The sequence below is a fragment of the Erythrobacter sp. THAF29 genome (assembly GCF_009363635.1).
GTDB lineage: Bacteria > Pseudomonadota > Alphaproteobacteria > Sphingomonadales > Sphingomonadaceae > Erythrobacter.
Window position 1 is genome coordinate 248,053 of the sequence record NZ_CP045392.1, and the last position, 26,452, is coordinate 274,504.

The 26,452-nt window shown below is 62.2% G+C and carries 26 protein-coding genes; 7 read left to right on the forward strand and 19 right to left on the reverse strand.

The window, feature by feature from the left end; all coding sequences use genetic code 11:
* The first annotated feature begins 7 nt into the window (after positions 1-7).
* From FIU90_RS01245 to FIU90_RS01255, 3 genes are read left to right on the forward strand one after another with little or no spacing between them, the layout of a single operon-like run.
* Positions 8-463, forward strand: coding sequence for a hypothetical protein (locus FIU90_RS01245; RefSeq protein WP_152433124.1), 456 nt, complete (start codon positions 8-10; stop codon positions 461-463).
* Complete coding sequence (locus FIU90_RS01250; protein ID WP_152433125.1) at positions 456-1,412, forward strand: sterol desaturase family protein; 957 nt, start codon at positions 456-458, stop codon at positions 1,410-1,412. The genes FIU90_RS01245 and FIU90_RS01250 overlap by 8 nt, the downstream gene beginning before the upstream one ends.
* Positions 1,413-1,436: 24 nt before the next feature.
* A complete protein-coding gene (locus FIU90_RS01255; protein WP_152433126.1) occupies positions 1,437-3,020 on the forward strand; it encodes a GMC family oxidoreductase in 1,584 nt (527 codons plus the stop codon).
* A 67-nt stretch (positions 3,021-3,087) separates the two neighbouring features.
* On the opposite strand, the gene FIU90_RS01260 is transcribed toward FIU90_RS01255, so the two are convergent.
* The 13 genes from FIU90_RS01260 to rpmI form a co-directional block, all read right to left on the reverse strand.
* The gene (locus FIU90_RS01260; protein ID WP_152433127.1) at positions 3,088-5,502 is read right to left on the reverse strand and encodes a TonB-dependent receptor; all 2,415 of its coding nucleotides are present in this window, start codon (positions 5,500-5,502) and stop codon (positions 3,088-3,090) included.
* A gap of 262 nt (positions 5,503-5,764) precedes the next feature.
* Complete coding sequence (locus FIU90_RS01265; RefSeq protein WP_152433128.1) at positions 5,765-7,090, reverse strand: ammonium transporter; 1,326 nt, start codon at positions 7,088-7,090, stop codon at positions 5,765-5,767.
* Between the two features lie 11 nt (positions 7,091-7,101).
* Positions 7,102-7,440: a P-II family nitrogen regulator gene (locus tag FIU90_RS01270; RefSeq protein ID WP_152433129.1), complete on the reverse strand. Its 339-nt coding sequence runs from the start codon at positions 7,438-7,440 to the stop codon at positions 7,102-7,104.
* Positions 7,441-7,610: 170 nt separating this feature from the next.
* Positions 7,611-8,303: an endonuclease/exonuclease/phosphatase family protein gene (locus FIU90_RS01275; protein WP_152433130.1), complete on the reverse strand. Its 693-nt coding sequence runs from the start codon at positions 8,301-8,303 to the stop codon at positions 7,611-7,613.
* Positions 8,304-8,318: 15 nt separating this feature from the next.
* Positions 8,319-8,876 carry a pyridoxamine 5'-phosphate oxidase family protein gene (locus FIU90_RS01280; protein WP_152433131.1) on the reverse strand — a complete coding sequence of 186 codons (558 nt, stop codon included), beginning with the start codon at positions 8,874-8,876 and terminating at the stop codon, positions 8,319-8,321.
* A gap of 18 nt (positions 8,877-8,894) precedes the next feature.
* Complete coding sequence (locus tag FIU90_RS01285) at positions 8,895-9,776, reverse strand: alpha/beta fold hydrolase (RefSeq protein WP_152433132.1); 882 nt, start codon at positions 9,774-9,776, stop codon at positions 8,895-8,897.
* Between the two features lie 38 nt (positions 9,777-9,814).
* The gene (locus FIU90_RS01290; RefSeq protein ID WP_152433133.1) at positions 9,815-11,347 is read right to left on the reverse strand and encodes a peptide chain release factor 3; all 1,533 of its coding nucleotides are present in this window, start codon (positions 11,345-11,347) and stop codon (positions 9,815-9,817) included.
* A gap of 24 nt (positions 11,348-11,371) precedes the next feature.
* On the reverse strand, positions 11,372-13,783 hold the full coding sequence (pheT, locus tag FIU90_RS01295; RefSeq protein ID WP_152433134.1) for a phenylalanine--tRNA ligase subunit beta: 2,412 nt from the start codon (positions 13,781-13,783) through the stop codon (positions 11,372-11,374).
* A complete protein-coding gene (gene pheS / locus FIU90_RS01300) occupies positions 13,780-14,898 on the reverse strand; it encodes a phenylalanine--tRNA ligase subunit alpha (RefSeq protein WP_152433135.1) in 1,119 nt (372 codons plus the stop codon). The genes pheT and pheS overlap by 4 nt, the downstream gene beginning before the upstream one ends.
* Before the next feature lie 98 nt (positions 14,899-14,996).
* Positions 14,997-15,890: an AraC family transcriptional regulator gene (locus FIU90_RS01305; protein ID WP_152433136.1), complete on the reverse strand. Its 894-nt coding sequence runs from the start codon at positions 15,888-15,890 to the stop codon at positions 14,997-14,999.
* Between the two features lie 74 nt (positions 15,891-15,964).
* Entirely contained in the window at positions 15,965-16,870 is a 906-nt protein-coding gene (locus tag FIU90_RS01310) for an AraC family transcriptional regulator (RefSeq protein WP_152435633.1), read from the reverse strand.
* A gap of 143 nt (positions 16,871-17,013) precedes the next feature.
* Positions 17,014-17,373 (reverse strand): 50S ribosomal protein L20, encoded by a 360-nt coding sequence (rplT, locus tag FIU90_RS01315; RefSeq protein WP_152433137.1) that lies wholly within the window; start codon positions 17,371-17,373, stop codon positions 17,014-17,016.
* Between the two features lie 23 nt (positions 17,374-17,396).
* The gene (gene rpmI / locus FIU90_RS01320) at positions 17,397-17,600 is read right to left on the reverse strand and encodes a 50S ribosomal protein L35 (RefSeq protein ID WP_067466022.1); all 204 of its coding nucleotides are present in this window, start codon (positions 17,598-17,600) and stop codon (positions 17,397-17,399) included.
* 251 nt (positions 17,601-17,851) lie between these two features.
* Between rpmI and FIU90_RS01325 the strand changes: the two genes are divergently transcribed.
* Positions 17,852-18,433 carry a DUF805 domain-containing protein gene (locus FIU90_RS01325; protein WP_172970146.1) on the forward strand — a complete coding sequence of 194 codons (582 nt, stop codon included), beginning with the start codon at positions 17,852-17,854 and terminating at the stop codon, positions 18,431-18,433.
* Between the two features lie 45 nt (positions 18,434-18,478).
* Here the strand turns inward: FIU90_RS01325 and hisN are convergent, their stop codons facing one another.
* The gene (gene hisN / locus FIU90_RS01330) at positions 18,479-19,279 is read right to left on the reverse strand and encodes a histidinol-phosphatase (RefSeq protein ID WP_152433139.1); all 801 of its coding nucleotides are present in this window, start codon (positions 19,277-19,279) and stop codon (positions 18,479-18,481) included.
* 56 nt (positions 19,280-19,335) lie between these two features.
* On the opposite strand from hisN, the gene FIU90_RS01335 reads away from it, so the two are divergent.
* Both FIU90_RS01335 and FIU90_RS01340 read left to right on the forward strand, forming a co-directional pair.
* Positions 19,336-20,334: a helix-turn-helix domain-containing protein gene (locus FIU90_RS01335; RefSeq protein WP_152433140.1), complete on the forward strand. Its 999-nt coding sequence runs from the start codon at positions 19,336-19,338 to the stop codon at positions 20,332-20,334.
* 114 nt (positions 20,335-20,448) lie between these two features.
* Entirely contained in the window at positions 20,449-21,426 is a 978-nt protein-coding gene (locus tag FIU90_RS01340) for an AraC family transcriptional regulator (protein ID WP_152433141.1), read from the forward strand.
* Here FIU90_RS01340 and FIU90_RS01345 read toward each other — a convergent pair.
* From FIU90_RS01345 to glpX, 4 genes are all read right to left on the reverse strand, one after another.
* Positions 21,423-21,770 carry a ribose-phosphate pyrophosphokinase gene (locus FIU90_RS01345; protein WP_152433142.1) on the reverse strand — a complete coding sequence of 116 codons (348 nt, stop codon included), beginning with the start codon at positions 21,768-21,770 and terminating at the stop codon, positions 21,423-21,425. The two genes, FIU90_RS01340 and FIU90_RS01345, sit on opposite strands and share 4 nt — an antisense overlap.
* Positions 21,770-22,705, reverse strand: a complete 936-nt coding sequence (locus FIU90_RS01350) for a ribose-phosphate pyrophosphokinase (protein WP_152433143.1) — start codon at positions 22,703-22,705, stop codon at positions 21,770-21,772. Before FIU90_RS01350 ends, FIU90_RS01345 begins: the two co-directional genes overlap by 1 nt.
* A gap of 81 nt (positions 22,706-22,786) precedes the next feature.
* Entirely contained in the window at positions 22,787-23,314 is a 528-nt protein-coding gene (locus FIU90_RS01355; protein WP_152433144.1) for a hypothetical protein, read from the reverse strand.
* Between the two features lie 3 nt (positions 23,315-23,317).
* Positions 23,318-24,355, reverse strand: a complete 1,038-nt coding sequence (gene glpX, locus FIU90_RS01360; protein ID WP_152433145.1) for a class II fructose-bisphosphatase — start codon at positions 24,353-24,355, stop codon at positions 23,318-23,320.
* Positions 24,356-24,460: 105 nt separating this feature from the next.
* On the opposite strand from glpX, the gene FIU90_RS01365 reads away from it, so the two are divergent.
* Complete coding sequence (locus FIU90_RS01365) at positions 24,461-25,057, forward strand: hypothetical protein (protein ID WP_152433146.1); 597 nt, start codon at positions 24,461-24,463, stop codon at positions 25,055-25,057.
* 3 nt (positions 25,058-25,060) lie between these two features.
* Here FIU90_RS01365 and FIU90_RS01370 read toward each other — a convergent pair whose 3' ends face one another.
* Positions 25,061-26,377 (reverse strand): homoserine dehydrogenase, encoded by a 1,317-nt coding sequence (locus FIU90_RS01370; RefSeq protein WP_152433147.1) that lies wholly within the window; start codon positions 26,375-26,377, stop codon positions 25,061-25,063.
* Positions 26,378-26,452 lie beyond the last annotated feature (75 nt).

The window sequence follows — 26,452 nt, forward strand, 5'->3', positions numbered from 1 at the left end:
CACATGCTTGCCGCAAAGTGCGCCCCGTGCCAATCCCCACTTCACGATGGATGTCGACCCACAAATCCTGATTTTCGCCGGTTCGCTCGTAGCAATTTTCGTGCTCGCCGGAATGGCGCGGTGGATGAAGCTGGGCGGGTCGCCCACGCTTGCCAGCGAAGCGGATGCCGCGCGCGCAGCTGGCGAGGTGTGGGACGGCTACGAGCCGGTCGAGATTGCGCTCGGCAAGGACGGTGCAGCTGCCTTGCTGCGCGACGCGAGCGGGCGGATCATGGTGATCAAGCGCCACGGCAACCGGTTCGCAGGCCGCATTTTGGCACATGCTGCGAGCGCCACCGTCAACGGCGAGAAAATCGAAGTCGCGACCGGAGAAGCGCGCTTCGGTTCGGTTTCGCTCAATGCGCGAGATGCTGCATCTTGGGCAGACGCGATCAATGCACTAGATAAGAACCGCGATGCCTGACTTTTCGCCGACAGAGATTGCCGTACCTTTCTTCGTCCTCGCCGTGCTGGCGGAGATGGTCTGGGCAAGGTTCAAGCGGCCAGAGGCATATGAACCGAAAGACACCCTCGTGAGCCTTGCCTTTGGCCTCGGTTCGACAGTCGCAGGTGCGCTGTTCGGCGGGTTCGCGCTCTATCTCTTCATCGAAGCATACGAATACCGGATTTTCGATTTCGGTCCTGAGTGGTGGAAGGTCTGGTGGGCGTGGCCGCTGTGCTTCGTGCTGGACGACCTCAAATATTACTGGGTCCACCGCGCAGGCCATCGCATTCGCTGGATGTGGGCAGCGCATGTGAACCACCATTCCAGCCAGCACTACAATCTTTCGACCGCACTCCGCCAGACCTGGACCGGGGCGTTCACCTTCGGCTTCCTGTTTGCGCTGCCGCTGGTGCTCCTTGGCTTCCACCCGGCCATGATCGCGATCTGCGGCGGCATTAATCTCGTCTACCAGTTCTGGATCCACACCGAGGCGATAGGCAAGATGCCGCGCTGGTTCGAGGCGGTGATGAACACGCCCAGCCACCACCGCGTGCACCACGCAACCAATCCGCGCTATCTCGATCGCAATTATGCCGGCGTCTTCATCGTCTGGGACAAGATGTTCGGCACGTTCGAGCCCGAGACCGACGAGGAGCAGATCCGCTACGGGATCATCAAGCAGTTGGGCAGCTTCAGTCTTCTGTGGGCGGTGTTCCACGAATGGATAGGGATGATATCCGACATCTGGCGCGCTCCTTGGAAGCACAAGCTTTCCTACCTGCTGCGCGAACCCGGCTGGAGCCATGACGGCTCGCGCGACACCTCCGATACGATCCGCGAACGTTGGCGCGAACGCACCGGACAGGTATCGCAAGCGAATTCGGTTGCGAGCCGAAACCCGATTGCGGGAACCGAAGAAGCTGCCTAATCCTTTCTCCCCAGAGGAGAGAGCATGGAAAGTTTCGATTATGTGGTCATCGGTGGCGGCAGTGGCGGAAGTGCCGTTGCAGGGCGGCTCGCAGTGGATGGCACGCGCCGGGTCTGCCTGATCGAGGCAGGCGGACGCAACGATAACGTCCTCATCAAAACGCCGGGCTTTATGCCTTTCATCCGAAACTCCTCGAATTACAAATACGACACCGTCCCACAAAAGGGATTGTACGGTCGGATCGGATACCAGCCGCGTGGCAAGGGGCTTGGCGGCTCCTCTGCGATCAACGCGATGGTCTATATCCGCGGCAACAAATGGGACTACGACAACTGGGCGGCGATGGGCTGCACCGGCTGGGCCTATGAAGACGTGCTTCCCTATTTCCGCAAATCAGAAGCGAACGAGCGCGGGGCGGATGATTATCATGGGGATGGCGGGCCACTGTTCGTCTCGGACCAGCGATCGCCCAACCCCACCAGCCATGCGTTCGTGGATAGCGCGGCGGCACTGCAACTTCGCACCACAAATGATTTCAATGGCGAAGAACAGGCCGGTTTCGGCATGTACCAGGTGACACAGAAAGATGGCGAGCGCTGGTCCGCCGCACGTGCCTATGTGGAGCCGATCCGCGAACAGGGCAATTTCGCGGTTCGCACCAAGACGCTGGTCGAAAAGCTTGTGATCGAAGGCGCGCGCGTAACCGGGGTTAAGGTCCGGCGTGGCCGCCGCTCGGAAATGATCTACGCCAAGAAGGGCGTGATCCTCTCCGCAGGCGCGTTCAACTCGCCGCAAATCCTGATGCTGTCGGGTATCGGTCCGGCTGAGCACCTGAAGGAGCACGGTATAGAAGTCGTCCTCGACAAGCCTGCGGTTGGCGCAAACCTCCAGGACCACATCGACTACGTCTCCGGCTGGCAGACCGAGTCCGACGTCCCCATCGGGGGCACGATCAAAGGTACGCTGAAGATGGCTGGCGCGATCCTGGAACACCGCCGCAAGCGCACCGGCGCGATGACCACCTGTTACGCCGAGGCGGGCGGGTTCTGGACCGTGATGGAAGATGCTCCCGCGCCAGATGTGCAATGGCATTTCGTCCCCGCCGTGCTCGAGGATCATGGCCGCGAGAATGTGAAAGGCTACGGGTTCTCGCTCCACGCTTGCGTGCTCCGACCCGAAAGCAGGGGGAGCGTGCGGCTGGGATCGAACGAGGCATCCGATGCACCGGTCATCGACCCCAACTTCCTCGACGACGATCGCGATATCGAAGTGCTGCGCCGGGGCGTGCGCCTGTCGCACCGGATCGCCGACGCGCCGCCGCTGCAAGCCTATGGCCCGACCGACCGCCATCCAATCGACCTGAATGACGATGCGGCTCTGGACGCACTCATCCGCAACCGCGCCGACACGGTGTATCACCCGGTCGGAACCTGCAGGATGGGCGGGGACGAGGACAGCGTGGTCGATCCAACACTGAAGGCGCGCGGTGTCGATGGCCTCTGGATTGCCGATGCGAGCATCATGCCCAAAATCGTCAGCGGCAACACCAATGCTCCGAGCATTATGATCGGCGAGCGCTGCGCAGATTTCATCAAGGCAGCAGAATAGACCGATCGGCAAATAAAAAGGGCCGGAGCAATTTGCCCCGGCCCTTCTTTGTCGGTTTGGGAATTTCCTAGAATTCGAAACGCGCCGTCGCGCCAAAGGTGCGCGGCTGCCCGATGCGGTAACCCAGCCTCGCGCGCCCGCCGCGCTCACGGTCGAACGACAGCAGCGCATTCTCGTCGAGCACGTTGTTGGCGTAGATCACCAGGCTCAGCCCATTCTCGAAATCGACGCCCGCGCTGATGTTGACCAGCTGGTAGTCGGGCAGGAGCAGATCGACCACCACCGCATCCGTTCCAGGAGCCCCGCCGAATGGCAGGCCCGAAACGAAGGTGCGCGGATTATCCTCCTGGTCGGCCGGTTGGGTAAAGCGCGAACCGACATGGGTGAACGAGGCCGCAAGGAATGCATCCGCGCCATCCGAGATCGGGAATTCATAGCTACCGCTTGCCGATAGCTGGAATTCCGGCACCGATGGCAAGCGATTGCCTTCGCGGATACCGGTCGCGCCTGCTAACGCGCCCGGAAGCGTGGTGTCGAATTCGGCCTCGATCCAGCTGCCCGACAGGTTGAAGTTGAGTCCCGGCGCCGGGTTCAGGCCGAGTTCCGCCTCAATGCCCAGCGAATGCGCTTCGGGGACGTTAAAGACGATCCGCGAAGAGCAGCTACCGGCGTCCAGCGTCACCTGCAGGTCGCTGATGTCGTTGTAGAAACCTGCGGCGTTGAACGTGAAACCGTTGCCCTGCGTTTTTACGCCGAGCTCGTAGTTCCACAGCGTCTCGTCGTCATAGTCCTGGAAGCCGCCAAACAGCGCAAGATCCTGCGCATTACAGAGCGGAACGTTGAGCGGATCGTTCACCCCGCCAAGGCGGAAGCCCTGCGAGGCCTGAGCGTTTATCGTGATGTCTGGCGTCACCTCGTAGCTCAGGAGGAAGCGCGGCGTGAACCCGTCCGAAGACGTCGTGTCGACCACGCCGCTATCGCCGTTGGCGAACAGGCCGCCGGTGGTGATCGTGCGGGTTTCCTCGAAGTCGTAATACCGGCCGCCCGCCGTAAAGGTCAGCGCATCGGTGATGTCGAAGCTCGCCTCGCCGAACACCGCGAATTGCGAGATGTCGTAAGGCAGGTCCGAATTGAACGGCGAATCAAGATCCGGGAATCCATTCGCGACTGCCGCCGATGTACCCGCGCCAAGCGTCGCATCCGTCGCTGCCGCATAGCCCGGTGTGGGCAGGCGCTGCGCATAGACGCGGTCGACTTCGGAGTAGAAAATCCCGACCAGCCATTGCAGCGGCCCATCGGTGTCCGAGGCAAGCCGCAGTTCCTGGCTGAACGTTTCCAGATCGGTCGTGTCCCGCAGGTTCGATGGCAGCAGAACGGCGGCCTCGGGGTAGCCGAGATCGACCGAGACCGATCCCGTCAGCGCGCTCGCATCGCGGCTCACGAGGATGTCGCGATTGATGTAAGAGCTGACGCCGGTCAATGTCACACCGCCAAAGTCCGCTTCAACCACTACATCGGCGATGAAGGTTTCATCCTCGAACGCCTCCTGCAACAGCAGGAACTGCTCGCGCTCGCCAAGCTGGATCGGTGGACGCGTCGTGGTGAAGGGATTGGCGAACAGGTTGAAGATTTCCTGCCGGTTGAAACCGTCGGCCTCGACCTTCTGGTAGACGATGCGCGGCGTGATGCTGAAGCCCTCGCCGGTGTCGAGCGTCGCTGCGATCCGGCCGCCATAGCGTTCGCCGCCATTGATGTTCTCGCCGCCGCCCGGGCCGAGCGCATCGATGAAGCCCGCGTATTGCGTGTAGTAACCGACCGCGCGGACTGCGCCGTTTTCGCCGAGCGGGAGGTTGACCGCACCTTTCGTGTGCCAGCCCACATCGCCGCCATCGACGACATTGACGTTGGCTTCGAAAGCGCCCTCGGTCACGCCGAGGGTCGGCTGGTTGGTGATGTAGCGGATCGTGCCGCCAACGCTACCCGAACCGAACAGCGTGCCCTGCGGTCCGCGCAGGGTTTCGACACGGTTGAGGTCGAACAGGTCGAGATCCGGGGTGAAGAGCGAGAGCGAGATCACCGATTCATCCAGATAGACGCCGACCTGCTCCTTCACGCCAGGCTGGTCGCGCACGACCTGTCCGGCCGATACGCCGCGAACCGAAACCTGGCTTTGTCCCGGCCCGAGGTTCTGAACCGAAAGGCCCGCGACATTGCGCGAAATGTCTTCGAGGTTGGTGGCACCCGATTTCTGGATATCTTCGGCCGTCAGCGCGCTGATCGAGAACGGGGTATCCTGGATCGTTGTATCGCGCTTGGTCGCGGTCACCACGATGACGTTGCCGGTTGTCCGGGTCTGTTCCTGAGAACCTCCTTCCTCATCCTGCGCCAGCGCCGGAGCGGTGCCCAGTGCGAAAGCGCAACCTGCAAGCAGTACATGGCGCAGACGGACTGGAGCGAGCCAACTTGGGGTATTAGTTCGCATCAATTCTCTCCTAGTTACGGGCCTTTTGACCCGATCGCGAAGAATTGAATCCTCTATTCGCCCAAACGCAAGAACCTCGCTGGATGGCAATGCGTTTTTTGCAATTCTGTGTAACCCGCCCGCAACATGGGCCATCAGGCAAAAAAGGGGCCGAAGCGGGAATGCCGCTCCGGCCCATTCGAGTCTGTTCGTTCGCAGGAGGAACGGATTGAGGCGGGGAACGGGGGAGAGAGGAGAGAGTGTCCCCCGCCAAGCTTGGTGATCAGTTGTAGGCGCGCTCTCCGTGTTCGGAGATGTCGAGCCCGTCGACTTCGACCTCTTCTTCGACACGGAGGCCGATCGTGAGTTTGACCGCGTAAGCCGCAACCAGTGTGCCGATACCGGCCCATGCAATGGTCACGAGTACACCGAAGGTCTGGGTCCAGAGCTGCGCGCCGAGCGAGGCTGCGTCCTCTCCAGCCGGTCCACCGAGGAACGACTGGTAGACGATACCGGTGCCAATCGCACCGACGATCCCGCCAACGCCGTGAATGCCGAAGGCGTCAAGCGAGTCGTCGTAGCCGAGTTTCGTTTTCACCTTGGCCACGAAGAAGTAGCAGATGACCGCCGAAGCAATGCCGAGAAGGATCGCGCCGAACGGACCGCTGTTACCAGCCGCAGGGGTGACGGCGACGAGGCCGGCGATAACGCCCGAACAGAAGCCGAGCGCGGATCCCTTGTGACCAGCCATACGTTCGATCACCATCCAGGTGAGCGCACCTGCGGCAGTGGCGACGAAGGTGTTGATCATGGCAAGGCCTGCAGAAGCGTCAGCCTCGAGTGCGGAACCTGCATTGAACCCGAACCAGCCAACCCACAGGAGACCCGTGCCGACCATGGTCAGGGTCATCGAGTGCGGCGGCATCGGCTCTGCCGGATAGCCACGACGCTTGCCCAGCAAGAAGGCGAGGACGAGGCCCGAGACACCTGCGTTGATGTGGACCACGGTGCCGCCCGCAAAATCGAGCGCTCCGTCTTCGAACAACAGACCGCCGCCCGCCCAGACCATGTGTGCGATCGGGAAATAGACGATGGTCAGCCAGATCGGGACGAAAGCCATCACCGCGCTGAACTTCATACGCTCGGCGGTCGCACCGAGGATCAGTGCGGCGGTGATCGCGGCGAAAGTCATCTGGAAGCTGATGAAGACATATTCACTGATGACCTCATCGGTGAAGGTCGCAGCGGTGCTGTTCGCGTCGATCCCCTGCAAGAACGGGACGCCCCAGCTGAAAAATGCATTGCCCTCCGGACCAAATGCGGTGGAATAGCCCCACATTACCCAGACCAACATGGCGAGCGATGCGGTCGCGCCGATCTGCGTCATGGTCGAAAGCATGTTCTTGGCGCGGGTGAGGCCGCCATAAAACAGTGCAAGGCCAGGCAGGATCATCAAGAGGACGAGAACCGTCGCGGTCATCATCCATGCGTTGTTGCCGGGATTGGGAACGGAAGGTGCCGTCTCGGCAGCCTCCTGAGCGAAAGCTGCTGTCGATACGAGGAGCGAGGCACCAAGCGCACCTGCTCCGGTCATAAGATTACGGATCATGGGTGTCCCCCTCAAAGCGCTGTTTCGCCGGATTCGCCGGTGCGAATGCGGGTGGCCGATGCGAGATCGAGCACGAAAATCTTGCCGTCGCCGATGGCTTCGGTGTTGGCGGTTTGCTGGATTGTCTCGACGACCTGAGCGGCGATATCGTCGCTCACCGCGATTTCGAGCTTCACTTTCGGAAGCATGTTTGTCGAGTATTCCGCACCGCGGTAGATTTCGGTCTGGCCCTTCTGGCGACCGAAACCCTTGACCTCGGAAACGGTCATCCCGGCGACCCCGATGGCGCCCAGCGCTTCGCGGACTTCATCGAGCTTGAACGGTTTTATAATGGCGATGATGAACTTCATCCGTGCCCCCTTTGGCTCACCGGGCTTTTCCCGATGTGCTCAGGTCAGCAAGAGCCGTGCCACTTTGGCGCAGGTAGCTTTACGCGGCGGAATGGGGCACATTCTTTCGCACCTGCACAATTCACGTGCCTAAATTTTAATCTTTTGATTATTTATTGGGCAGCGCGGCGCTAGTCGAGTGCCAATTTTGCCCAGACCGGCAAATGGTCGGAAGCGACTGCCGAGAGGTTGCTGTGGTGAACGCCGCCTTCGATATAGGCCCAGTTCGGCGTCGTTACGATCCGGTCGAGCCGCGCGATCGGTCGACGCGCCGGGTAACTCGGGCCCGGCGCAAGCTGTTGCCACCTCATGCCGAATTCGCGCATCGCGCCTGTCATCCGGCCCCACTGGTTGAAATCGCCCATCAGAACGGTGGGAAGGCGCGTGCGCTTTGCGCAGGTCCGGATCAGAGCGCGCACCTGATCGCGGCGGCGCAGGCCCGAAAGGTCGAGATGCGTGCCGACGATCCGCATCGGACGGCCTTCAACCTCCAGCTCGGCAATCACGGCTCCTCTCGGTTCAAGTGTCGGAAGGTCGAGCGGTTCGGCGGCGGTGACGTCGATATCGCGCCGCACAAGCAAAGCGTTGCCATGCCAGCCAAGACTGCGACGACGCCGTGCGACCGGTAGCGCGCGCCAATGGGTATCATCGAGCAATGCGCGCGGGATAACGCTTTCACGCTCGCCAAAGCGCCTGTCTGCTTCTTGCAAGGCAATGATGTCCGCATCGACCTCACGCAGCACCGCGATGATGCGTTCGGGATCACGCCTCCTGTCGAGACCGATAGCCTTGTGGATGTTGTAGGTGGCGAATGTCAGTTCCATTCCGCCGCCAGATCCTCAAACGCCCGCAATGTAACGATCGGTCGCGCGGGTCGGCAGGCCGTCGATGCTGGTCGTCCGACCGGCCATCTTTTCCTCCCATTCGGCAGGATCGGACTGACGGTGCGCTTTCTTCAATGTCTCGCGCTCGCCCTCGAGGCGCATGAACGGCACGCCCCAGCCGCAGGAGGACTGGACGCTCTCAACTTTGATATCGAAGATCTGCCGCGTGCCGGGCATCAAGGTGAAGTGGGCGGCGAGTTCGTCCCAGCCTTCGTCCTGCGGAAGGACAGGCTTACCCGTTCCGTAGAGGCGCACGATCAGCGCGGGCCGGTCGAAATTGCAGAACATGATTGTTATGCGCCCGTCCTGGGCGAGATGCGCGTGGGTCTCGTTACCCGATCCGCCGAGATCGAGATAGGCGACACGGGTTGGCGAGAGCACGCGAAAGGCATCATAGCCCTTGGGGCTCAGGTTGATCCGCCCGTCGGTAGCGGCGGTGGCGACGAAGAAAACCGGCTGCTTCTCGATCATCGCCACGTGTTTTTCTGTGAGCGCATCGGTGAAGTCAGCCATCGGGTTTCTCCGTCAAAGTTAGAGGAAGTCGCGCAAGGTGGCGATGAACCTATCGAACTGGTCGTGATGGAGCCAGTGCCCGGCCTTGTCGAACTCGATGACTTTTGCAGTGCTGAAGTGTTTGAGCCGCCCGTCCTTTTCGGGGTTCGAGGCCCAACTGTCCGCACCGTAAAGCAACAGTGTCGGGCACTCGATCGCAGCCCAAGTCGCTTCCAGGAATTCGTCGGCAACATCTTCGACGCCCCAGACATTGAGATGCGGGTCGAACTTCCAGCTATAGGTACCGTCCTCGTTCCGGTTGACACCGTGGACGGTGAGGTGCCGCGCCTGGTCCTCGGTGAGGTAGGAGTTTTCCTCGATCATCCGCGCAAAGGCTGCCTCGATGCTTTCGTACTTGCGCGGAGTGCGACCGGCAGCAGCGCGCTTCTTTTCAATCCACTTGCGCATCCGCTCGGGATAGGGGGTGGCGCGTTGCTTTTCCTTCCATTCCGGCGAAGGGCCTAGGCCTTCGATGGCCACGAGCTTGGTCACCATGTCGGGAAACATCCCGGCATAGCGCAGTGCGACGTTGCCACCCATCGAATGGGCCACGATGCGCACCGGGCCGACGCCGAGCTGGTGGATCAATTGCGCAAGATCATAGACCATGTCGCCGGCGGAGTAATTGCCGTCGGACACCCAGTCGCTGTCACCGTGGCCGCGGTGGTCCATCGCAATGACGTGGTATTCGTCGCGCAGTGCCTCGGCGGTCCAGTCCCAGCTGCGCGCATGGTCGCGCCCGCCATGTACGAGCACGAGCGGCGGCTTGGAGTTCTTGTCTCCTGGCCCGCCCCAATCCTCGTAATTGAGCTTGAGGCGCTGCGAAATGAAGCTTTGGGAAGTGGGACCTGATCCGTTCATGCGGGAGGCTTTGCCGCGAACGGCCCTTTCCCGCAAGCCTACCTTTCCTTGGTGGCAGAAAAGGTCAGCTCAGGGTTTTTCTCGACCTGATAGTTCACGTCCCACGGGCTCTTGGCCATGAAGACGAGATCTCCATCGCGGTCCTTGGCTAGATTGGCGCGGTTGAAGCTTTCGAATTCGGCAAGTGCCTTTTCGTCGCCCTTGATCCAGCGCGCGGTTGCGAAGGGCGAAGCTTCGAGCCCGGCCTCGACCTTGTATTCGGCCTCGAGCCGCGCGATCAGCACGTCCAGCTGCAGCTGTCCCACGACGCCTATTATGTGGTTCGCTCCAATCTCGGGATAGAACACCTGGATCACGCCTTCTTCGGAGAGATCATCCAGCGCCTTGCGGAGCTGCTTGGTCTTGGTCGGATCCTTCAATTGCACGCGGCGCAGGATTTCGGGCGCGAAATTGGGCAGGCCGGTGAAGCGCAGCTGGTCTTTCTCCGACAACGTATCGCCTACCCGCAGCGTCCCGTGATTGGGAATGCCGATAATGTCGCCAGCTTCTGCTGTGTCGGCGATCTCGCGGTCCTGCGCGAAGAACAAGATCGGCGAATGGATCGCGATCGGCTTGCCCAGCCCACTGGGTGTGAGCTTCATGCCGCGTTTGAAAGTGCCCGAAACCTGCCGCATGAACGCGATGCGGTCGCGGTGGTTCGGGTCCATATTAGCCTGGACCTTGAAAATGAAACCGGTGACTTCATCGTAGTCAGGCGTGACCTTCTGGTCCCCAGCAGGCTGTGGGCGCGGCGGCGGTGCGTATTTGGCGATGGCATCGATCAGCTCGGTGACGCCGAAATTCTTGAGCGCCGATCCGAAATAGACAGGCGTCAAATCGCCATTGCGGTAGGCCTCGAGGTCGAATTCGGGATAGCCGACCTGCGCCAGCTCGGCTTCCTCGGCGAAGTTATCGGGAATCTCCGGCTTCGCATCGCGCTTGCCAAGAAACTCTTTCGAGCCCCCTTCGGGCCGGCTGACCTCGCCTGTGCCGAAATCGAGGATGCCCTCGAACTGGCCGCCCATGCCGATGGGCCAGCTTTGCGGCGATACGTCGAGCGCGAGCATGTCCGCCACTTCGTCCAGCGTTTCGAACGGATCGCGGCCCTCGCGATCGACCTTGTTGACGAAGGTAATGATGGGGACCGAGCGCAGGCGGCACACTTCGAAAAGCTTGCGCGTCTGCGGCTCGATGCCCTTCGCCGCGTCGATCACCATGACGGCGGAATCGACCGCAGTAAGCGTCCGGTAAGTGTCTTCGGAAAAGTCTTCATGCCCCGGCGTGTCGAGCAAGTTGAAGGTGATCGTCTCGCCGTCATACTCTTTTTCGAAGGTCATAACCGACGATGTGACCGAGATACCGCGCTGTTGCTCGATCTTCATCCAGTCCGAACGCGCGCGCCGCGCTTGCCCGCGGGCCTTGACCTCGCCGGCAAGATGGATCGCCCCGCCTTGCAGCAGAAGCTTTTCGGTGAGCGTGGTCTTGCCCGCGTCGGGGTGCGAGATGATCGCGAATGTGCGACGGTTCGACATCGGTGTTCCTGGCAAGCCCGGCGGTCAGCCGCGCAGCTCCGCCCCCTGCTTGGCCGCGGCAGCGACAATCGCGCCCGAAATCGCCTTGAGCTCGGCGTCCTTGTAGGACTTTTCCTGCGGCTGGAGCGTTACCTCGATGGCAACCGATTTCCTGCCTTCGGGCACGCCCTCGCCCGCGAACACGTCGAAAACGCGAACATCGGCGATGTTCACCTTGTCCGCAGCCCTGACCGCGCGCACCAGGTCGGCAGCGGCCAAAGTATCGGGCACGAGGAAGGCAAAGTCGCGTTTCACCGATTGGAGCGCGGGCGGCGCATAGGTCGGCCGGGCAAAGCTCTTTGGGCCCTTGCCGGTCTTTTTCGCCGGGATCGCATCGAGGAAAATCTCGACCGCCGCGACCGGACCTTCGATATCGAATGCCTTGAGCGTTGCCGGGTGCAGCATGCCGAAGCGCGCAAGCACGTTCTTGGGGCCGAGCCGCAGCGTCGCCGATTGGCCGGGGTGGAACTGGGTGCCCTCGCCTTCGACCACCGGATCCATCACCATCAGCTTGTCGGCAGGCGCGCCCGCCATTTCGAGCAGGTGGAGCGCGATCGCCTTGGCATCGAATGCGTCGAATTCCTGCGCCTTGCCGGTCGCCCAGCCGCGCGGTTTCTTTTCACCGGCCAGGAGCACGCCGAGCGTCGGGCGTTCATCGCTGAGGCCGTCCTTCGCGCGGAAATAGCGTCGCCCGATCTCGAACAGGCGGCTCGAGGAAGCGCCGCGTTTCGCCGCGCGCCTGGCAGCCGTGAGCAATCCCGGAATGAGCGAAGGGCGCATGACCTTCATGTCCTCGCTGATCGGGTTGGCGAGCTTCCAAAGGTCATCCGTCGCGCTGAAATGGGCGGCCTCGTCTTCCGGGAGGAAGGACCAGGTGATCGCCTCGTTTAGACCGATGGCGGCAGCAGCACGGCGAACCTTGCGCTCGAGCACCTGTTCGAGCGAGGCGGTCGGTTTGGCAACGCCTTCCTCGCGCGGAAGCGCGACGCTCGCAACTTTGTCGAGACCGTGGATGCGCACGATTTCCTCGACCAGATCGGCAGGACCTTCGATGTCATGGCGGCGCAGAGGGCACGTAACCTGCCAGTCGTCGTCCACTTGGAAGTCGAGGCTCTCCAGGATGCGCCGCTGTTCCACCTCTGGCACTTCGACGCCCCCGAGACGCGCGATGCGCGCGGTGTCGAACTGAAGCACTTTGGGCTCACTCGGCGGGGAACCGGCCTGCACGGCTTCGCTTGCCTGTCCGCCAGCCAGTTCGACGATCAGCCCGGTGAGAAGATCAAGACCTTCCTGCAACCACGCCGGATCGACACCGCGCTCGAACCGCGTCCGTGCATCCGAGGCCAGACCCAGCTTCCGCCCAGTCACCCCGATGCGAGCCGGATTGAAATAGGCGATTTCGAGCAGCACATCGGTCGTCTCGTCCTGAACACCCGAATTCTCGCCGCCCATAATCCCGGCGATATCGTGGACTTCCTTGTCGTCCGCGATCACCGTCATTGTCTCATCGAGCGTATAGGTTTTCTCGTTCAAGGCCAGTACCTGCTCGCCCGGCTTGGCGCGCCGCGCGACGACCGCCCCGTGGAGCTTGGCAAGGTCATAGGCGTGAGCCGGACGACCATAGGCGAGCATCAGATAGTTCGTAAGGTCGACCAGCAGCGAGATCGGTCGCTGGCCCGCGCTTGTGAGGCGCTGCTGGAGCCAGTCCGGCGAAGGGCCGTTCTTCACGCCTCGGATGACACGGCCAAAGAATGCCGGGCAACCTTCCGGATCGTCAGTGCGGATTTCAACCGGGCATGCGCCCTCTGCGGTGAAGTCAGGGAAAGCGATCGGCTTCAGCGTGCCGAGCCCTGCCGCCGCGAGGTCGCGCGCAATGCCGTAAACCCCCATGCAATCAGGGCGGTTTGGTGTGATGGCGACGTCGATCACTGGCGAGGAACCGTGATAATCGGCAAAGCTGTGGCCGACCGGCGCGTCGTCCGGCAATTCGATGATGCCATCGTGATCCTCGCCAAGCTCGAGCTCGCGCACCGAGCACATCATGCCGTTCGATTCGACCCCGCGTATCGCGCTTTTGCGAAGCTCCATCCCGTTGGAGGGAACGACTGCGCCCGCCTGGCCGAGCACGCCTTTCATCCCCGCACGCGCATTGGGCGCTCCACAGACGACCTGCAGCGGATCGCCCTCACCGGTGTCGACCGTGAGCACCTGCAGCTTGTCGGCATCGGGATGCTTCTCGGCCGTCAACACCTTGGCGACGGTGAAGCCCGCGAGCCGCTCCGAAGGGTCTTCGACGCCCTCTATCTCGAGCCCGATCGCGTTCAGCGTATCGGTGATTTCCTGCAAGGACGCATCGGTTTCCAGATGGTCCTTCAGCCATGTGACGGAGAACTTCATGCGCCCGCTCCCACGCCAGCGGAGAGTGTCGGCTGGTCGACCGCAGCGAACCCGTAATGCGCAAGCCAGCGCGGGTCGCCGTCGAAGAAGGCGCGCAGGTCATTCATTCCGTATTTGAGCATCGCGAGCCGGTCGACGCCGAGCCCCCAGGCAAAGCCCTGCCACTGGTCGGGATCGAACCCGCCCATTTCGAGGACGCGCGGATTGACCATGCCGCTGCCGAGCAACTCCATCCAATCATGGCCCGGATCATCGCCATTGCCGCCGACCACGCGGCGGCCACCCTCGTTCGAATAGCCGACGTCAGCCTCGACACTCGGCTCGGTGAAGGGGAAGTAGGAAGGACGCAAGCGCAGCACGATATCGTCGCGCTCGAAGAACGCCTTGAGAAAAGTTTCGAGCGTCCATTTGAGATGGCCCAGATGGATATCGCGGTCGATCACCAGCCCTTCGACCTGATGGAACATCGGCGTGTGGGTCGCATCGCTATCGGAGCGATAGACGCGGCCCGGCGCGATCAGGCGCATCGGCGCACCGCCCGGATTTGCCTTGGCGACCGCCTGCATCGAGCGGATCTGCACCGGCGAAGTGTGGGTACGCAGCAGGATCTCGCCGCCATCTGCGGTCTTGTCCGGGAAATAGAACGTGTCGTGCATCGCGCGCGCCGGATGACTCTCATCCATGTTGAGCGCGGTGAAGTTGTGCCAGTCGTCCTCGATCTCGGGACCGGTCGCCACAGTGAAGCCGAGGTCGGCGAAGATTTCCGCCAGTTCGTCCATCACCTGGCTCACCGGGTGGATCGAACCTTTCGGCAGATCGGGCGCGGGCAGGGTGAGGTCGATTTTCTCGCGTGCCAGCTGCGCTTCGAGCTCGGCGGTTTCGAGCTCGGCCCTTTTCGCTTCGATCGCTCCGGCGATTTCTGCGCGCACGGCCTGGATCGCGGGCGCAGCTTCCTGCCGCTCTTCGGGGCTCATGCCGCCAAGCGTCTTCAGCGCGAGGCTCACCCAGCCCTTCTTGCCGAGCGCTTCGAGGCGTTGCTCCTCGAGCGCATCGAGCGAGGCCGCATCGGCAATGGCGGCAAGCGCCGCCTCTTTCTGTTGTGTCAGATCAGTCATGGTTTGGCTCAATCAATCGAGCGCGTCCGCTAGCGAGAAATGGCGGGCAAATCAAAGTGGCATTGCCCTTGGTGCGAGATTTTTCTGGCGGCGTGCGCCTATCGCGCCGCCTTGGGCTCGTGCAACCCCTGTACCGCTTCGCCGGCGATCGCCATGCGCGCCTGGGCTGCTGCGACCAGAAAGGGCTTGTCGAGCGCGGCATAGGCGCTGGGGCTCATCCCCATGAAGCGCTTGAAGTCGCGGACGAAATGGGCCTGATCGTGATACTGGAAGTCGATCGCGCTCAGCCATTTCATCGAGGGGTCGAGCATGAATTGCGCGAGGCTGCGCAGAAACCGCTGGCGGCGAAGCAGCAGCTTGGGCGGAAAACCGAAGGCGCGGCGCGCGAGCCTCTCCAGCGAACGGACATTCATGCCGACCCGGTCTGCCAAACTGGCAACGCTGGCGATTTCCGGGTCGACGAGCGCTGCGTTGATTGCGGTAATCGCGACGGCGTGGTCGCTGGAGCGATCGGCAAGCAGGGCCATGTGTTGGTCGATCAACGCCAGTTCCTGCTCGAAATCACCATTCGAGGCCTGCAGTGCCCGCATCAGGGGATGGAAGGCGGCAAAGGCGGGATCGGCAAACCCGTCGACGAAGCGATCCGCGTATTCCCCGGCAGGCGCATCGACGAGCGCCGACCAGCCCAGCGGCATCAAACCGATGCCCCAGCTTCGTCCCGAACGAATACGAAAGCGCGTCGCAACACTGGTCGGCCCGGTGACAGCAAAGGCAGGGCTCTGTCGCAGGTCGGCTGCTCCAATCGCGGAATCGCTCATCCCCTCTGGCATGAGCCGAAGGTTCGGCCATTCGGGATGGAGGAAATCCTCGAGGACGGGCTCGGACGCAGAGCAGACAACATCGGTGCGGTAATAGGTCGTGACATAGGGCCGCAGCTCGGCCGAAGGGAGCGCGAAACGGATCGCAATGGCATTTCCGGTTTCGGCGTGCATCGCTGCCCCGTAGTTCGTACTGCTCCAGCGCGACCCGGATTTCCGCTTTCGTTACAATATCTTCGTGAAATCGTCTAGTCGCGCATCGGCTGGTCGAGCGCCTGCGCGGCGCTGCCCCAGACACGGGCGCGCGCTTCGAGGAAGGATGCGATTATGGGGTGATCGAGCGCGGCATATTCGCTCGGGTTCATCGTCATGAACTCGCGGAATTCGCGCGTGAACTGAGCCTGGTCGTGATAGTCGCCATCCATCGCCTCGGTCCACCGGCTGCCCTGATGCAGCATGAAGGTTGCGAGGCTGCGGATGAAGCGCTGGCGGCGCATCAGGGTTTTCGGAGTGAAGCCGAAATAGCGGCGGCACACCCTTTCAAGCGTGCGCACACTCATCGCGCAGGCATCGGCAAGATCGCCAACCGTAGGGAATTCCCCGTCGACCAGCGCCTTGTGAACCCGCAGGATTTTCGGTTCGTCGCGACTGGGTCGCATGTGTCGACGCATGTGTTCGGCGATTGCTGCGAGCTGTTCCTCGCGCGGAATCTCCGGGTCGCAAAGGATCGGGGTCATCGCATCAAAATCTGCAAATGCCGGATGCGTAGCGCCGTCCCACAAGCCGTTGGCGCATTGGCTGGCATCGACATTGACCAAGCGCGCCCAGCCCAGTGGCAGCAGGCCGACACCCCACATCTCCGAACTGCCCAGCTCGAAGGCGCAGGGACGCGCGCTCGGGCCGGTTGCAGTGAAACGCGATCCCGCGACGTGGAATTCGCCGATCCGGGCATCGGGGCGAGCGCCTGAGAAGAAGCGGATATTGCTGTATTCAGGCAGTATGAGGTCCGTGATCGTGCCGCCGTCCGCGACCGTCAGAGACAAGTGGTAGAAAGTCGTGAAGCAGCCGTCGAACTCGGCAGGCGGGGTATAGAAATCGCTACGAACCGAATACCCGGTTCCCTTGCTCCTCTCGATGTCGTGCCCTTTCGCCATCGCCACCCATGTGCCCGATTTGGCGATTTTTTACAAGGATTCTGGCGCATTCCTACAAGGAAATTCACCCGATGCCGTAACGGAAAAAGGGGCCCCGACCTATGCCGAGCCCCCTTTTTTCTTAAACCTGTCAGCCACTAGGCTTAGGCAGGCAGCGCGTCTTTCGCCTGAGCGATGATCGCCTTGAACGCCGCTTCCTCGTTCATGGCAAGATCAGCCATGACCTTGCGGTCGAGCTCGATCCCGGCAAGCTTCACGCCGTGCATGAACTGCGAATAGGTGAGGCCTTCGGCGCGGACGGCAGCGTTGATGCGCTGAATCCAAAGAGCGCGGAAGTTGCGCTTTTTGACCTTGCGGTCGCGATAGGCGTACTGGCCGGCCTTTTCGACGGCCTGGCGCGCGATGCGGATCGTGTTCTTGCGACGACCGCGATAGCCCTTGGCCTGTTCGAGAAGACGCTTGTGCTTCTGGCGCGTGGTAACGCCGCGTTTGATGCGAGGCATATCAAATTCTCCTTAGATCGCGATCAGTCGAGCCCGTAAGGGGCCCATTTCTTCACCGTCTTGCTGTCGGCTTCCGACAGGACGGTGGTGCCGCGGTTCTGGCGAATATACTTCGCATTGTGGCTGATGAGGCGGTGACGCTTGCCGGCGACACCGTGCTTCACCTTGCCATTGGCGGTGATCTTGAAGCGTTTCTTCACACCGCTCTTGGTCTTGAGCTTGGGCATTTTCATCTCCTTGGTTGAGACACATTGGACCAGCCCTGGCAGCCCTTTGTCGCCAGGCCGGACTCGGTGATCTGTGCCGTGAAGGCTGCGCACATAGCGAATTTCGGTCGCGATGCAAGCGATTCGAACGGCTCTCGGTCCGCGTCCGCAAGCGGAGACTGGGAGGAATGCGGGTAGAACAGCCAGGAGCGCTTTGACAGTCAGCGGTTCGATCATAACAACCAATCCCGCATAGTCGCAGGATGCCCGAGATGTTCGTTGAATCACTGAAGCACGGTTACTCCAACCTCCTCAATTTTACAGGCCGCGATATGAGAGACCAGTTCTGGCCATTCGCCCTGTTCAACGTCGCGCTCGCACTCCTTGTCTGGCTTCCCTTCTTTGCGATCGAATTCATCGCAAGCTTTACCCGTATGCGCGACTTTGCGGAGGCCAATCCGGACAAGGCGACTATCGAGAGCGGACCGGGCCGGTTTTCGATCACGATCCATGAGCACGTGCCTGGCCTTGGCCCCGATTTCGACACGATGCTCCTGCCGCTGGCATTCGTCGTCCCCGTTCTGATCGCGCTTCTCGCAGCAGCCGTTGCGCGGCGTCTGCACGATACCGGCAGGCGCGGCTGGATAGGCCTTGTCCCGGCGATCATATTCCTGACCGCGATGTTCGTCATGCGCGAGGTATTCTCGGATGTGGAGCAAGGCGCACGATCGGACCTGTTTTTCGCCGCTTTCGGACTCAATCTAGCGGCAAATGCCAGTCTCGTGGTCCTGGTGGTCCTGCTATGCACGGGGAGCGAGCCGCGAGAGAACGCTTTTGGCCCTCCCCCGGCTTGACCGACGTAAGCGCTCCAACGGGCGAGTGCATCAGCCCTTAGACGCCTAGCCCATCGCCTCGAGCACGTCTTCCAGCCGGGCCGGGTCCCCGAGTGCGATCACGCGACCGTCCGAGCCTGAATCCAGAGGGTTACCCTGCCAGTCGCTCATCATCCCGCCCGCGCCTTCGACGATCGGGACGAGCGCGGCATAATCGTGCAGCTTCAGCCCCGCCTCGACCACGATGTCGACATGGCCGCTCGCGACGAGCGCATAATTATAGCAGTCGCCGCCATAGATGATCTTGCGCTCGGCGACCGACTTGGCGACGCCCATGAAGGCATCGACGTCATCGCCTGAAAACTGGTGAGGTGTCGTGGTTCCGAGCACAGCGTCGGCAATGTCCTTGCACGGTCGCGCGCTCGCTGGTTTGCCGTTGAATAGCGTTCCCTCGCCGATCCGCCCCACCCAGCGCTCGCCCGCTATGGGCTGGTCGATCACGCCAAGCACCGGCCAGCCGTCCTGCAGGAGGGCGATCAGGGTGCCGAAGATCGGGCGGCCTGCAATGAAGCTTGTCGTCCCGTCGATAGGATCGAGCACCCATTGACGCCCCGCACCCTCATTGCGAGTGCCGTATTCCTCGCCGATGATCCCGTCATCAGGGCATCGCTCCTCTATGATCGTGCGCATCGCAGCTTCGGCGGCGCGATCCGCCTCGGTCACGTAGGATCGATCGTCCTTGCGCTCCTCGCTCCATTCCCCGCGGAACAGGGGGCGAATGGCGGCACCGGCAGCATCGGCAAGCGCATTGGCGAGATTGAGGTCGTCCTGGGTCACGGCGGGTTCGATCAACCGGTTGGCGCGCATTTGCAAGCGCTTAATCGTGCGTGACAAGCCGCGCCGAAGGGTTAAGGATAATCTCCATGGGCAGCGCGAGAAGCCGCGATACGGCGGCCGATATGAAGAATGGGGAAAGCGAACCGCCGTTCGATTCGGTGACGGGCGCCACGCAAGAGGGCACGCCGCTTTCGCTCAACCGCCAGCCGGATGAGCGCCTCCGCCCATGGGTCGGGCGATCCATGGTCGCCTATGCCTACACGGACAGCGACGAGATCGTGCACGGCCACCTCTGCAACGACATGGCCTATTTGCGCACGGCTGTCGGCGTCGACTGGGTGGCGGGCACGGCCGATGGCCCGTTGGACATTCGCGACGAAACCTTCCTCTGCGGGCAGCACACCAGGGTCATGCCGATGTCCTATCGCGGGGGCATAAGGGTTGCAGGCCTCATGCTGCGCCCAGGCGCGCTGCGGTTGTTGTTCGGCCTCTCCGACGAAGCAATGATCGATCGGATCTGCTCGATCGAACAAGCGGGTATTTCGGACCCGCGAGTGACCGGCCTCCACCGCCCGGACATTCCGCCCGAGCAATGGCTCGAAGATCTGGAGAGCTGGCTGATTAGCCATATCGAGCGCAATGAAATCACCCCGCCCGATCCCATATCGCGCGCGCTCGAGCTCCAGGCCTTTGCCGATCCCAATTGCGAATTGCGCACCTTTGCAGAAGGGCTTGGAGTCTCGCCCAGGACAGTGGAGCGGGTCGCACGGCGCGATTTCGGGATGTCGCCCAAGGCTGTGATGCGACGTGCGCGCATTCTCGACCTTGCCTCGCAATTGTGCGGTGTGGCCGATGAGCAGGAAGAGGAGGACTTCATGCTCCGATTCTTCGACCAAGCGCACCAGATCCGCGAATTTCAGGCATTTTTCGGCATGACCCCGCGACAATTCCAGGCCGAGCGGAGCGGTTTGCTGACCCTCAGCCTCGAGATCAGGCAGGCGCGGCGGCTGGAAATGCTCGACCGGATCGAACCCGATTCGGTACGCCCGTGGATGCGCAAACCCTTCGCCCTCCAAGGTGCCTGAACGGCCCCATGATGCTGCACGGTGCACTATGTGCTATTGCCTAATCGAGGGCTGGCCTTCGATTCTGGCAGAGGATTATCGCGGGCCGCGGTTAGATTGGGGACGCGGGTACGCATGGCATCTGCCGAAAGCGAATTTGCCATACCGGGGGTTTCGACCCCGGCCATGCGCTCTGCATTGGGGCATACCCGCGATGGGGAGCCGCTCTCGAACAACCGTGCGCCTGCCGAGGATCTCGCACCGTGGGTGGCGCGGGTCTATGCAACCCAGGTCGAAATGGGCCCTGACGATGTCCTGAGCTGCGGGCTGATTTCCGATACTCCGGTAATGCGCGTGTTGTTTGCGGGCGAGTGGACGGCAGAGACCCGCGACGGCATCGGCCGCTATGGCCCTTCCGCCTTGCTTTTTGGCGCCCAGACGAAGCGAATGGCGGTGAGCGTAAAGGGCAGTTTCGCGACGGTCGGCGTTGCGCTGAAGCCGGGCGCGATGAGCGCACTGAAGGGTCCGCGCGCAGAAGACACGCTCGATCGCATCATCCTTTACGACCATATTTACGGGCACAAGGAATGGGGCTCGAGCGCGCGAATGATTCACTGGTTCGATCCGGCTGGACCTGCCGAACGTTGGCTGAAAGTGGCCGAGAAGCTGTTCCGCCAGCTCGTCGACCGGGCCGGCGGGGCAAAGCCGGACCCTGTGATCGAATCGTTCGACAGGGCGGTGTTCGTCGACCCCAATCTCAATATTGCCGAGTTCGCGGAGGAAAACGCCATCGAACGCCGGTCGCTCGAACGGAAGATCAAGCGTGCCTACGGGCAGACCGCGACGCAGGTTCTCCGGCGCGCCCGCGCGCTCGATATCGCCGCGCATCTCCGGGGCGTCGCCGATGATCGCGAATCCGAAGAAGCCGCGCTCAAATTCTTCGACCAGAGCCACATGATCCGCGAATTCCGCGCATTCTTCGGTATGACCCCGCGGCAATTTGCATCGACGCCGCAGCCCTTCATGACGCTGACACTCGAAGCGCGGCAATCGCGGCGGATGGAAATAATCGGCAAGGCGGCCCCTGCCGGAAACTATCCCTGGCGGCGCTAGCGTTTGTTCCAATAGTCGAATGCTTCGCGCTGGCGATATTTGATGTAGCGCCGCGCTTCCGTGCCCTCCCAATCAAGCGGCAGGTCCGGGTGGGTCGCGCTTCTCGATGCGAACCAGCCTTGCCCGGGCAACCCGTCGGATTGCCTGACGACCAGCACTGCGAGCCCCGGTTCGCCCGACGCTGCGCCGTCCTCGTCGATGGCATCGAGCACCTTGCACAGCTGGCGCATTAACGGGCGGGTGAAGCGGTGACCGAGCAGGCCGAGCATTTGCGAATAGGTAAGCGGATTGCCCGCACGCGCCGCGCCGACGAGGATCTCGCGAACCTCGCCGCGATCGAACATCAATCGAACAGGCTGGAAACCGAGCTCTCGTCCGCGATGCGACGGATTGCTTCGCCCACAAGCGGAGCGATGGTTAACGTCCGGATGCGTTCGGATTTCTCTGCTGCTTCGGTCGGAAGGATCGAGTCAGTGATGACAAGTTCCTTCAATGCCGAACCATCGACCCGCGCCACCGCGCCGCCCGAAAGCACCCCATGGGTGATGTAGGCCGCGACCGATTTTGCACCCTCGTCGAGCAGCGCCTGCGCCGCATTGCACAGCGTGCCGCCTGAATCGACGATATCGTCGATGAGGATGCAGTGGCGCCCGGCAACATCGCCGATGATGTTCATCACCTCGCTTTCGCCCGGGCGGTCGCGGCGCTTGTCGACGATTGCGAGCGGGGCATTGTCGAGCCGCTTGGCAAGCGCTCGCGCGCGCACAACGCCGCCGACATCTGGGGAAACCACCATCAGGTCTTGTTCGCCATATCGTGCCTGGATGTCAGCCGCCATTACGGGCGCGGCGTAGAGATTGTCGGTCGGGATATCGAAGAAGCCCTGAATCTGGCCTGCGTGCAGGTCAACCGCGAGCACCCGGTCGGCCCCCGCCTCGGTGATGAGGTTAGCGACCAGCTTGGCCGAGATCGGGGTGCGCGGACCGGGCTTTCGGTCCTGCCGCGCATAGCCGTAATAAGGGACAACCGCAGTGATCCGCTTGGCCGAGGCGCGGCGTAGCGCATCGATCCCGATCAGCAGCTCCATCAGGTTGTCGTTCGCCGGATAGCTCGTCGACTGCACCATGAACACATCTTCACCGCGGACATTCTCATGGATCTCGATGAAAACTTCCTCGTCGGCGAAGCGCCGGACGCTCGCATCGGTTAGCGGGATTTCGAGATAGGCCGCAATCGCGCGTGCGAGCGGCAGGTTCGAATTGCCCGACATGATTTTCATGGTGTGCGAATCCCCGAGTGGCCTTGGTTGGACTCGCCTAGCCGAGAGTCATGGAAACGCAACAGAGCTTGGCTGCGCTTTTCACCAAGCCTTGAGCAGTTTTTCGGCGCGCTTGGCGACCGACTTGCGCGGATCGGTGGTCAGTCGCTCGAGATGCGGCCTGAGCCAGAGGGCGAGTTCCTCGTCATCGCGCGACCATTTGAAAAGCGCCTCCATCGTGTTGTTGAGCACAATCCAGTCATCATTCTCGGCAAGGTTTCGCTTCATTATCTGCGTCGCCGATGCCTTTTGGCGCACCGACATGTCGGGTTCGAGCGCCTCGAACAACTTGGCCAAAGTCCACTGCGCCGAAGGCTGATCGAGTTCGCCGATCTCTTCGATGAAACAATCAATGTATGGAACCAGAAGGTCGTGCCGTTCGGCTTCTACCCTGCGCATCGCATTCGAGACGCGCAGGCGAACGACCTCGTCGTCGCTTTGATAGCAGCGATAAAGTTCGTCGAACCTGTCGGGCGATGCGAGGACGCATTCGACCACTTCGATCGTGCGTCCGAGCGAGTTGGGGTGCCCGCCGGTCAGCATCGCCTCGAACGCGTCCGGTATCGGCAAGCTCTATTCCGCCCGATGCGGCGTGATCCGGTGCTCGCCCCTGATCCAGCGCACCGTGCCGGAAGAAGCGCGCATCACGACGCTGTCGGTGGTCATGATGGTCGCGCCGGTGGATTTCTTGCGCTTCTTCACCCCGTCGAGCAGCGATCCGTCGGTAACGCCGGTCGCAGCAAATATGCAGTCGCCCTTGGCGAGGTCTTCAAGCTTGTAGATACGGTCGAAATCGGTGATGCCCCATTTCCGCGCGCGTGCTTTTTCATCTTCGTTGCGGAAGATGAGCCGGCCATTGAACTGCCCGCCGACACAGCGCAGCGCGGCCGCGGCGAGCACGCCTTCGGGAGCGCCGCCCTGCCCCATATACATGTCGATGGTGGTGTCCTGGTCGGTAACCGCGATCACGCCCGCGACGTCCCCGTCGCCGATCAGCACCACGCCGCAGCCGAGCGAGCGCAGCTCGGCGATCAGTTCCGCATGGCGCGGCCTGTCGAGCACGCAAACGATGATTTCGGAAGGATCGACACCCTTGGCCTCGGCCACCGCCTTCACGTTCTCGGTCGGCGTCTTGGCGAGGTCTATGATGCCTTCGGGATAGCCGGGCCCTACGGCAAGCTTGTCCATGTAGGTGTCGGGTGCGTTGAGGAGGCACCCCTTTTCCGCCGCCGCCAGCACGGCAAGAGCATTGGGGCCCGCCTTGGCGGTGATCGTCGTCCCTTCGAGCGGATCGAGCGCGATGTCGATTTTGGGGCCGGTGCCCGGTGCGCCGCCGACTTTTTCGCCGATATAGAGCATCGGCGCTTCATCGCGCTCGCCCTCGCCGATAACGACGGTGCCATCCATGTAGAGATCGTCGAAAGCCCGACGCATGGCCTCGACCGCGGCAGCATCGGCAGCCTTTTCGTCACCGCGACCGACAAGCTGGGCGGCGGCCACCGCGGCCGCCTCGGTAACGCGAACCATTTCGAGCACCAGCACCCGGTCGAGCGCGTTCGAGGTGCTCTTCGGCTTGTCTGCGAGCACGTCGGTATGAGTCGGAGTATTCATTAGAAATTCAGTTCCCGTAGTCTTTCAAACGCTTCGCGCACTTGCGCTGACCGCGATTGCATTCGTATGCGTATTCGCGGACCGCTTAAGCCGAAGGAGACGGGCTTGTCGAGCAATGCTGTGCCCGTTTTGCGCTTTTCTCCGGCCATGCTCGCCATCGCCCTGCTGTGCGCAATGCCCGCGCCTGTTTCGGCACAGGATGACTCGGACGTGGCGAGCGACGCGGAAGAAGCAGAAGCGGTTGCTCCGCGTCGCCAGTTCGAAGGCATCGACCTGTCGGTGACCGTGCCCAAGGATCCCTCCGACAAACTGCTCGAACAGGATTGCGAAGAAGAAGCCGATGCAGGCCGGATCGCAGGCGAGATCGTGGTTTGCCGCGAACTGGGCGAAGCCACCGATGGCTCTTGGAACAAGGCAGACTGGGAACGGCGCTATGCCGAAAAAACCAAGGGTGGCAGCACGCCCAACACCTTCGGTATTCCCAATCATGGCAACCCGATCGGTTTCGGGCGGGTACCGCCGCCTGCAGTCTTCATCGATGTAGAGGCACTGCCGCAGGCGCCTGCCGGTTCGGACGCAGACCGGATCGCTCGCGGCCTCCCGCCTCTCGGTGAAGACCCCGATCCGACGCCCGAGGAAATTGCCGAACGCAGGCGCGCTCTCGGATTGCCAGCACCGCCGGTATCGAGCGAACCGGAATAGGGCTTAGTTCGGCAGGATCGGCAGCACCAGCGGAGCGCCGGTAAGGCTGTCCGATCCTTCTAGAAGGTCGAGCGCTTGCCGGACGCAGCGCTCCGGACCTTCATGCGTGACGATCGCGACGAGCACCTCGCCGCCTTCCTTCGCGCGGCCCTTTTGGATCAGACTCTCGATGGAGACGTCCGCATCGCGCATCGCGGCGGTGATCTCGGCCAGCACGCCGGGACGATCCTTGACCGTGAAGCGCAGATAGGTGCGCTCCATACGGTGGCCGGGCTCTGCCGGGGGCAGCGCGGTTAGCTGCGAAACAGGCATCGAAAACGGTGCGCCTACTTCGCCGCGGGCAATGTCGATCAGGTCCGCCACCACCGCGCTCGCGGTCGGTCCATCACCTGCGCCTGCGCCCTGGAAGAGCAGGCGACCGGAGAAATTGCCTTCGGCGACGACCGCATTGGTCGGCCCATCCACCGGGGCAAGCGGGTGGTCCTTCGCGACGAGACAAGGGCGCACGCGCTGAAGCAGTTTCGCATCGCCGTTCGCTCCCTCGACATCGGCTTGCGCAATGAGACGGATTACGAAGCCCAGCGCATCGGCCTGCGCGATATCGGCAGCGCGCACGCGGGTGATACCGCTCACGTGGACAGCATCGAAATCGACCTTCGCGCCAAAGCCGATCGCCGCGAGAATCGAAAGCTTGTGCGCCGCGTCGATCCCCTCGATATCGAAAGTCGGGTCGGCCTCTGCATATCCGAGCTTCTGTGCTTCGGCGAGCGTCTCGGCAAAGTCCGCGCCGGTCTCTTCCATTTCCGAGAGGATGTAATTGCAGGTGCCGTTGAGGATGCCATAGACGTTGGTGAGCGCATTGGCCGAAGTGCCTTCGCGCAGGCCCTTCACCACCGGAATCCCGCCGGCGACCGCAGCCTCGAATTTGAGCGGGACGGAAGCGCTTTCGGCAAGCTCGGCAAGGTCGAGTCCGTGATGCGCGATCATCGCCTTGTTCGCGGTCACCAGCCCCTTCCCCGCCTTGAGCGCGGCGCGTGACGCGGCGAGCGCCGGGCCATCCGAACCGCCCACCAGCTCGACCAGCACGTCTACGTCTTCGCGTGAGGCAAGCGCGGTCATGTCGTCTTCCCACGCGAAACCCGAAAGGTCGACCCCGCGATCGAGCGTGCGGTCGCGGGCGCTGACCGCGACAATCTCGATCGGCCGACCCGCGCGCGCGGCGATCAGGTCACGATTGGTATCGATGAGGCGGATTACACCTGCCCCGACCGTGCCGAGGCCGGCAATCGCGATGCGAAGGGGGGCGGGTGTATCTGGCACGCGGTGGCTCCGTTGCTGCAATGCAATATTGCAGCGCTTAGACCACCGCGCCGCACGGTCAAGCGCGAGCCGCGT

What these genes read in the sequence shown, in the direction of transcription:
- FIU90_RS01250 (WP_152433125.1), top strand. Translation starts at nt 456, where the DNA reads ATGCCTGACTTTTCGCCGACAGAGATTGCCGTACCTTTCTTCGTCCTC.
- FIU90_RS01255 (WP_152433126.1), top strand. Translation starts at nt 1,437, where the DNA reads ATGGAAAGTTTCGATTATGTGGTCATCGGTGGCGGCAGTGGCGGAAGT.
- FIU90_RS01260 (WP_152433127.1), bottom strand. Translation starts at nt 5,502, where the DNA reads ATGCGAACTAATACCCCAAGTTGGCTCGCTCCAGTCCGTCTGCGCCAT.
- FIU90_RS01265 (WP_152433128.1), bottom strand. Translation starts at nt 7,090, where the DNA reads ATGATCCGTAATCTTATGACCGGAGCAGGTGCGCTTGGTGCCTCGCTC.
- FIU90_RS01270 (WP_152433129.1), bottom strand. Translation starts at nt 7,440, where the DNA reads ATGAAGTTCATCATCGCCATTATAAAACCGTTCAAGCTCGATGAAGTC.
- FIU90_RS01275 (WP_152433130.1), bottom strand. Translation starts at nt 8,303, where the DNA reads ATGGAACTGACATTCGCCACCTACAACATCCACAAGGCTATCGGTCTC.
- FIU90_RS01280 (WP_152433131.1), bottom strand. Translation starts at nt 8,876, where the DNA reads ATGGCTGACTTCACCGATGCGCTCACAGAAAAACACGTGGCGATGATC.
- FIU90_RS01285 (WP_152433132.1), bottom strand. Translation starts at nt 9,776, where the DNA reads ATGAACGGATCAGGTCCCACTTCCCAAAGCTTCATTTCGCAGCGCCTC.
- FIU90_RS01290 (WP_152433133.1), bottom strand. Translation starts at nt 11,347, where the DNA reads ATGTCGAACCGTCGCACATTCGCGATCATCTCGCACCCCGACGCGGGC.
- pheT (WP_152433134.1), bottom strand. Translation starts at nt 13,783, where the DNA reads ATGAAGTTCTCCGTCACATGGCTGAAGGACCATCTGGAAACCGATGCG.
- pheS (WP_152433135.1), bottom strand. Translation starts at nt 14,898, where the DNA reads ATGACTGATCTGACACAACAGAAAGAGGCGGCGCTTGCCGCCATTGCC.
- FIU90_RS01305 (WP_152433136.1), bottom strand. Translation starts at nt 15,890, where the DNA reads ATGCACGCCGAAACCGGAAATGCCATTGCGATCCGTTTCGCGCTCCCT.
- FIU90_RS01310 (WP_152435633.1), bottom strand. Translation starts at nt 16,870, where the DNA reads ATGGCGAAAGGGCACGACATCGAGAGGAGCAAGGGAACCGGGTATTCG.
- rplT (WP_152433137.1), bottom strand. Translation starts at nt 17,373, where the DNA reads ATGCCTCGCATCAAACGCGGCGTTACCACGCGCCAGAAGCACAAGCGT.
- rpmI (WP_067466022.1), bottom strand. Translation starts at nt 17,600, where the DNA reads ATGCCCAAGCTCAAGACCAAGAGCGGTGTGAAGAAACGCTTCAAGATC.
- FIU90_RS01325 (WP_172970146.1), top strand. Translation starts at nt 17,852, where the DNA reads ATGTTCGTTGAATCACTGAAGCACGGTTACTCCAACCTCCTCAATTTT.
- hisN (WP_152433139.1), bottom strand. Translation starts at nt 19,279, where the DNA reads ATGCGCGCCAACCGGTTGATCGAACCCGCCGTGACCCAGGACGACCTC.
- FIU90_RS01335 (WP_152433140.1), top strand. Translation starts at nt 19,336, where the DNA reads ATGGGCAGCGCGAGAAGCCGCGATACGGCGGCCGATATGAAGAATGGG.
- FIU90_RS01340 (WP_152433141.1), top strand. Translation starts at nt 20,449, where the DNA reads ATGGCATCTGCCGAAAGCGAATTTGCCATACCGGGGGTTTCGACCCCG.
- FIU90_RS01345 (WP_152433142.1), bottom strand. Translation starts at nt 21,770, where the DNA reads ATGTTCGATCGCGGCGAGGTTCGCGAGATCCTCGTCGGCGCGGCGCGT.
- FIU90_RS01350 (WP_152433143.1), bottom strand. Translation starts at nt 22,705, where the DNA reads ATGAAAATCATGTCGGGCAATTCGAACCTGCCGCTCGCACGCGCGATT.
- glpX (WP_152433145.1), bottom strand. Translation starts at nt 24,355, where the DNA reads ATGAATACTCCGACTCATACCGACGTGCTCGCAGACAAGCCGAAGAGC.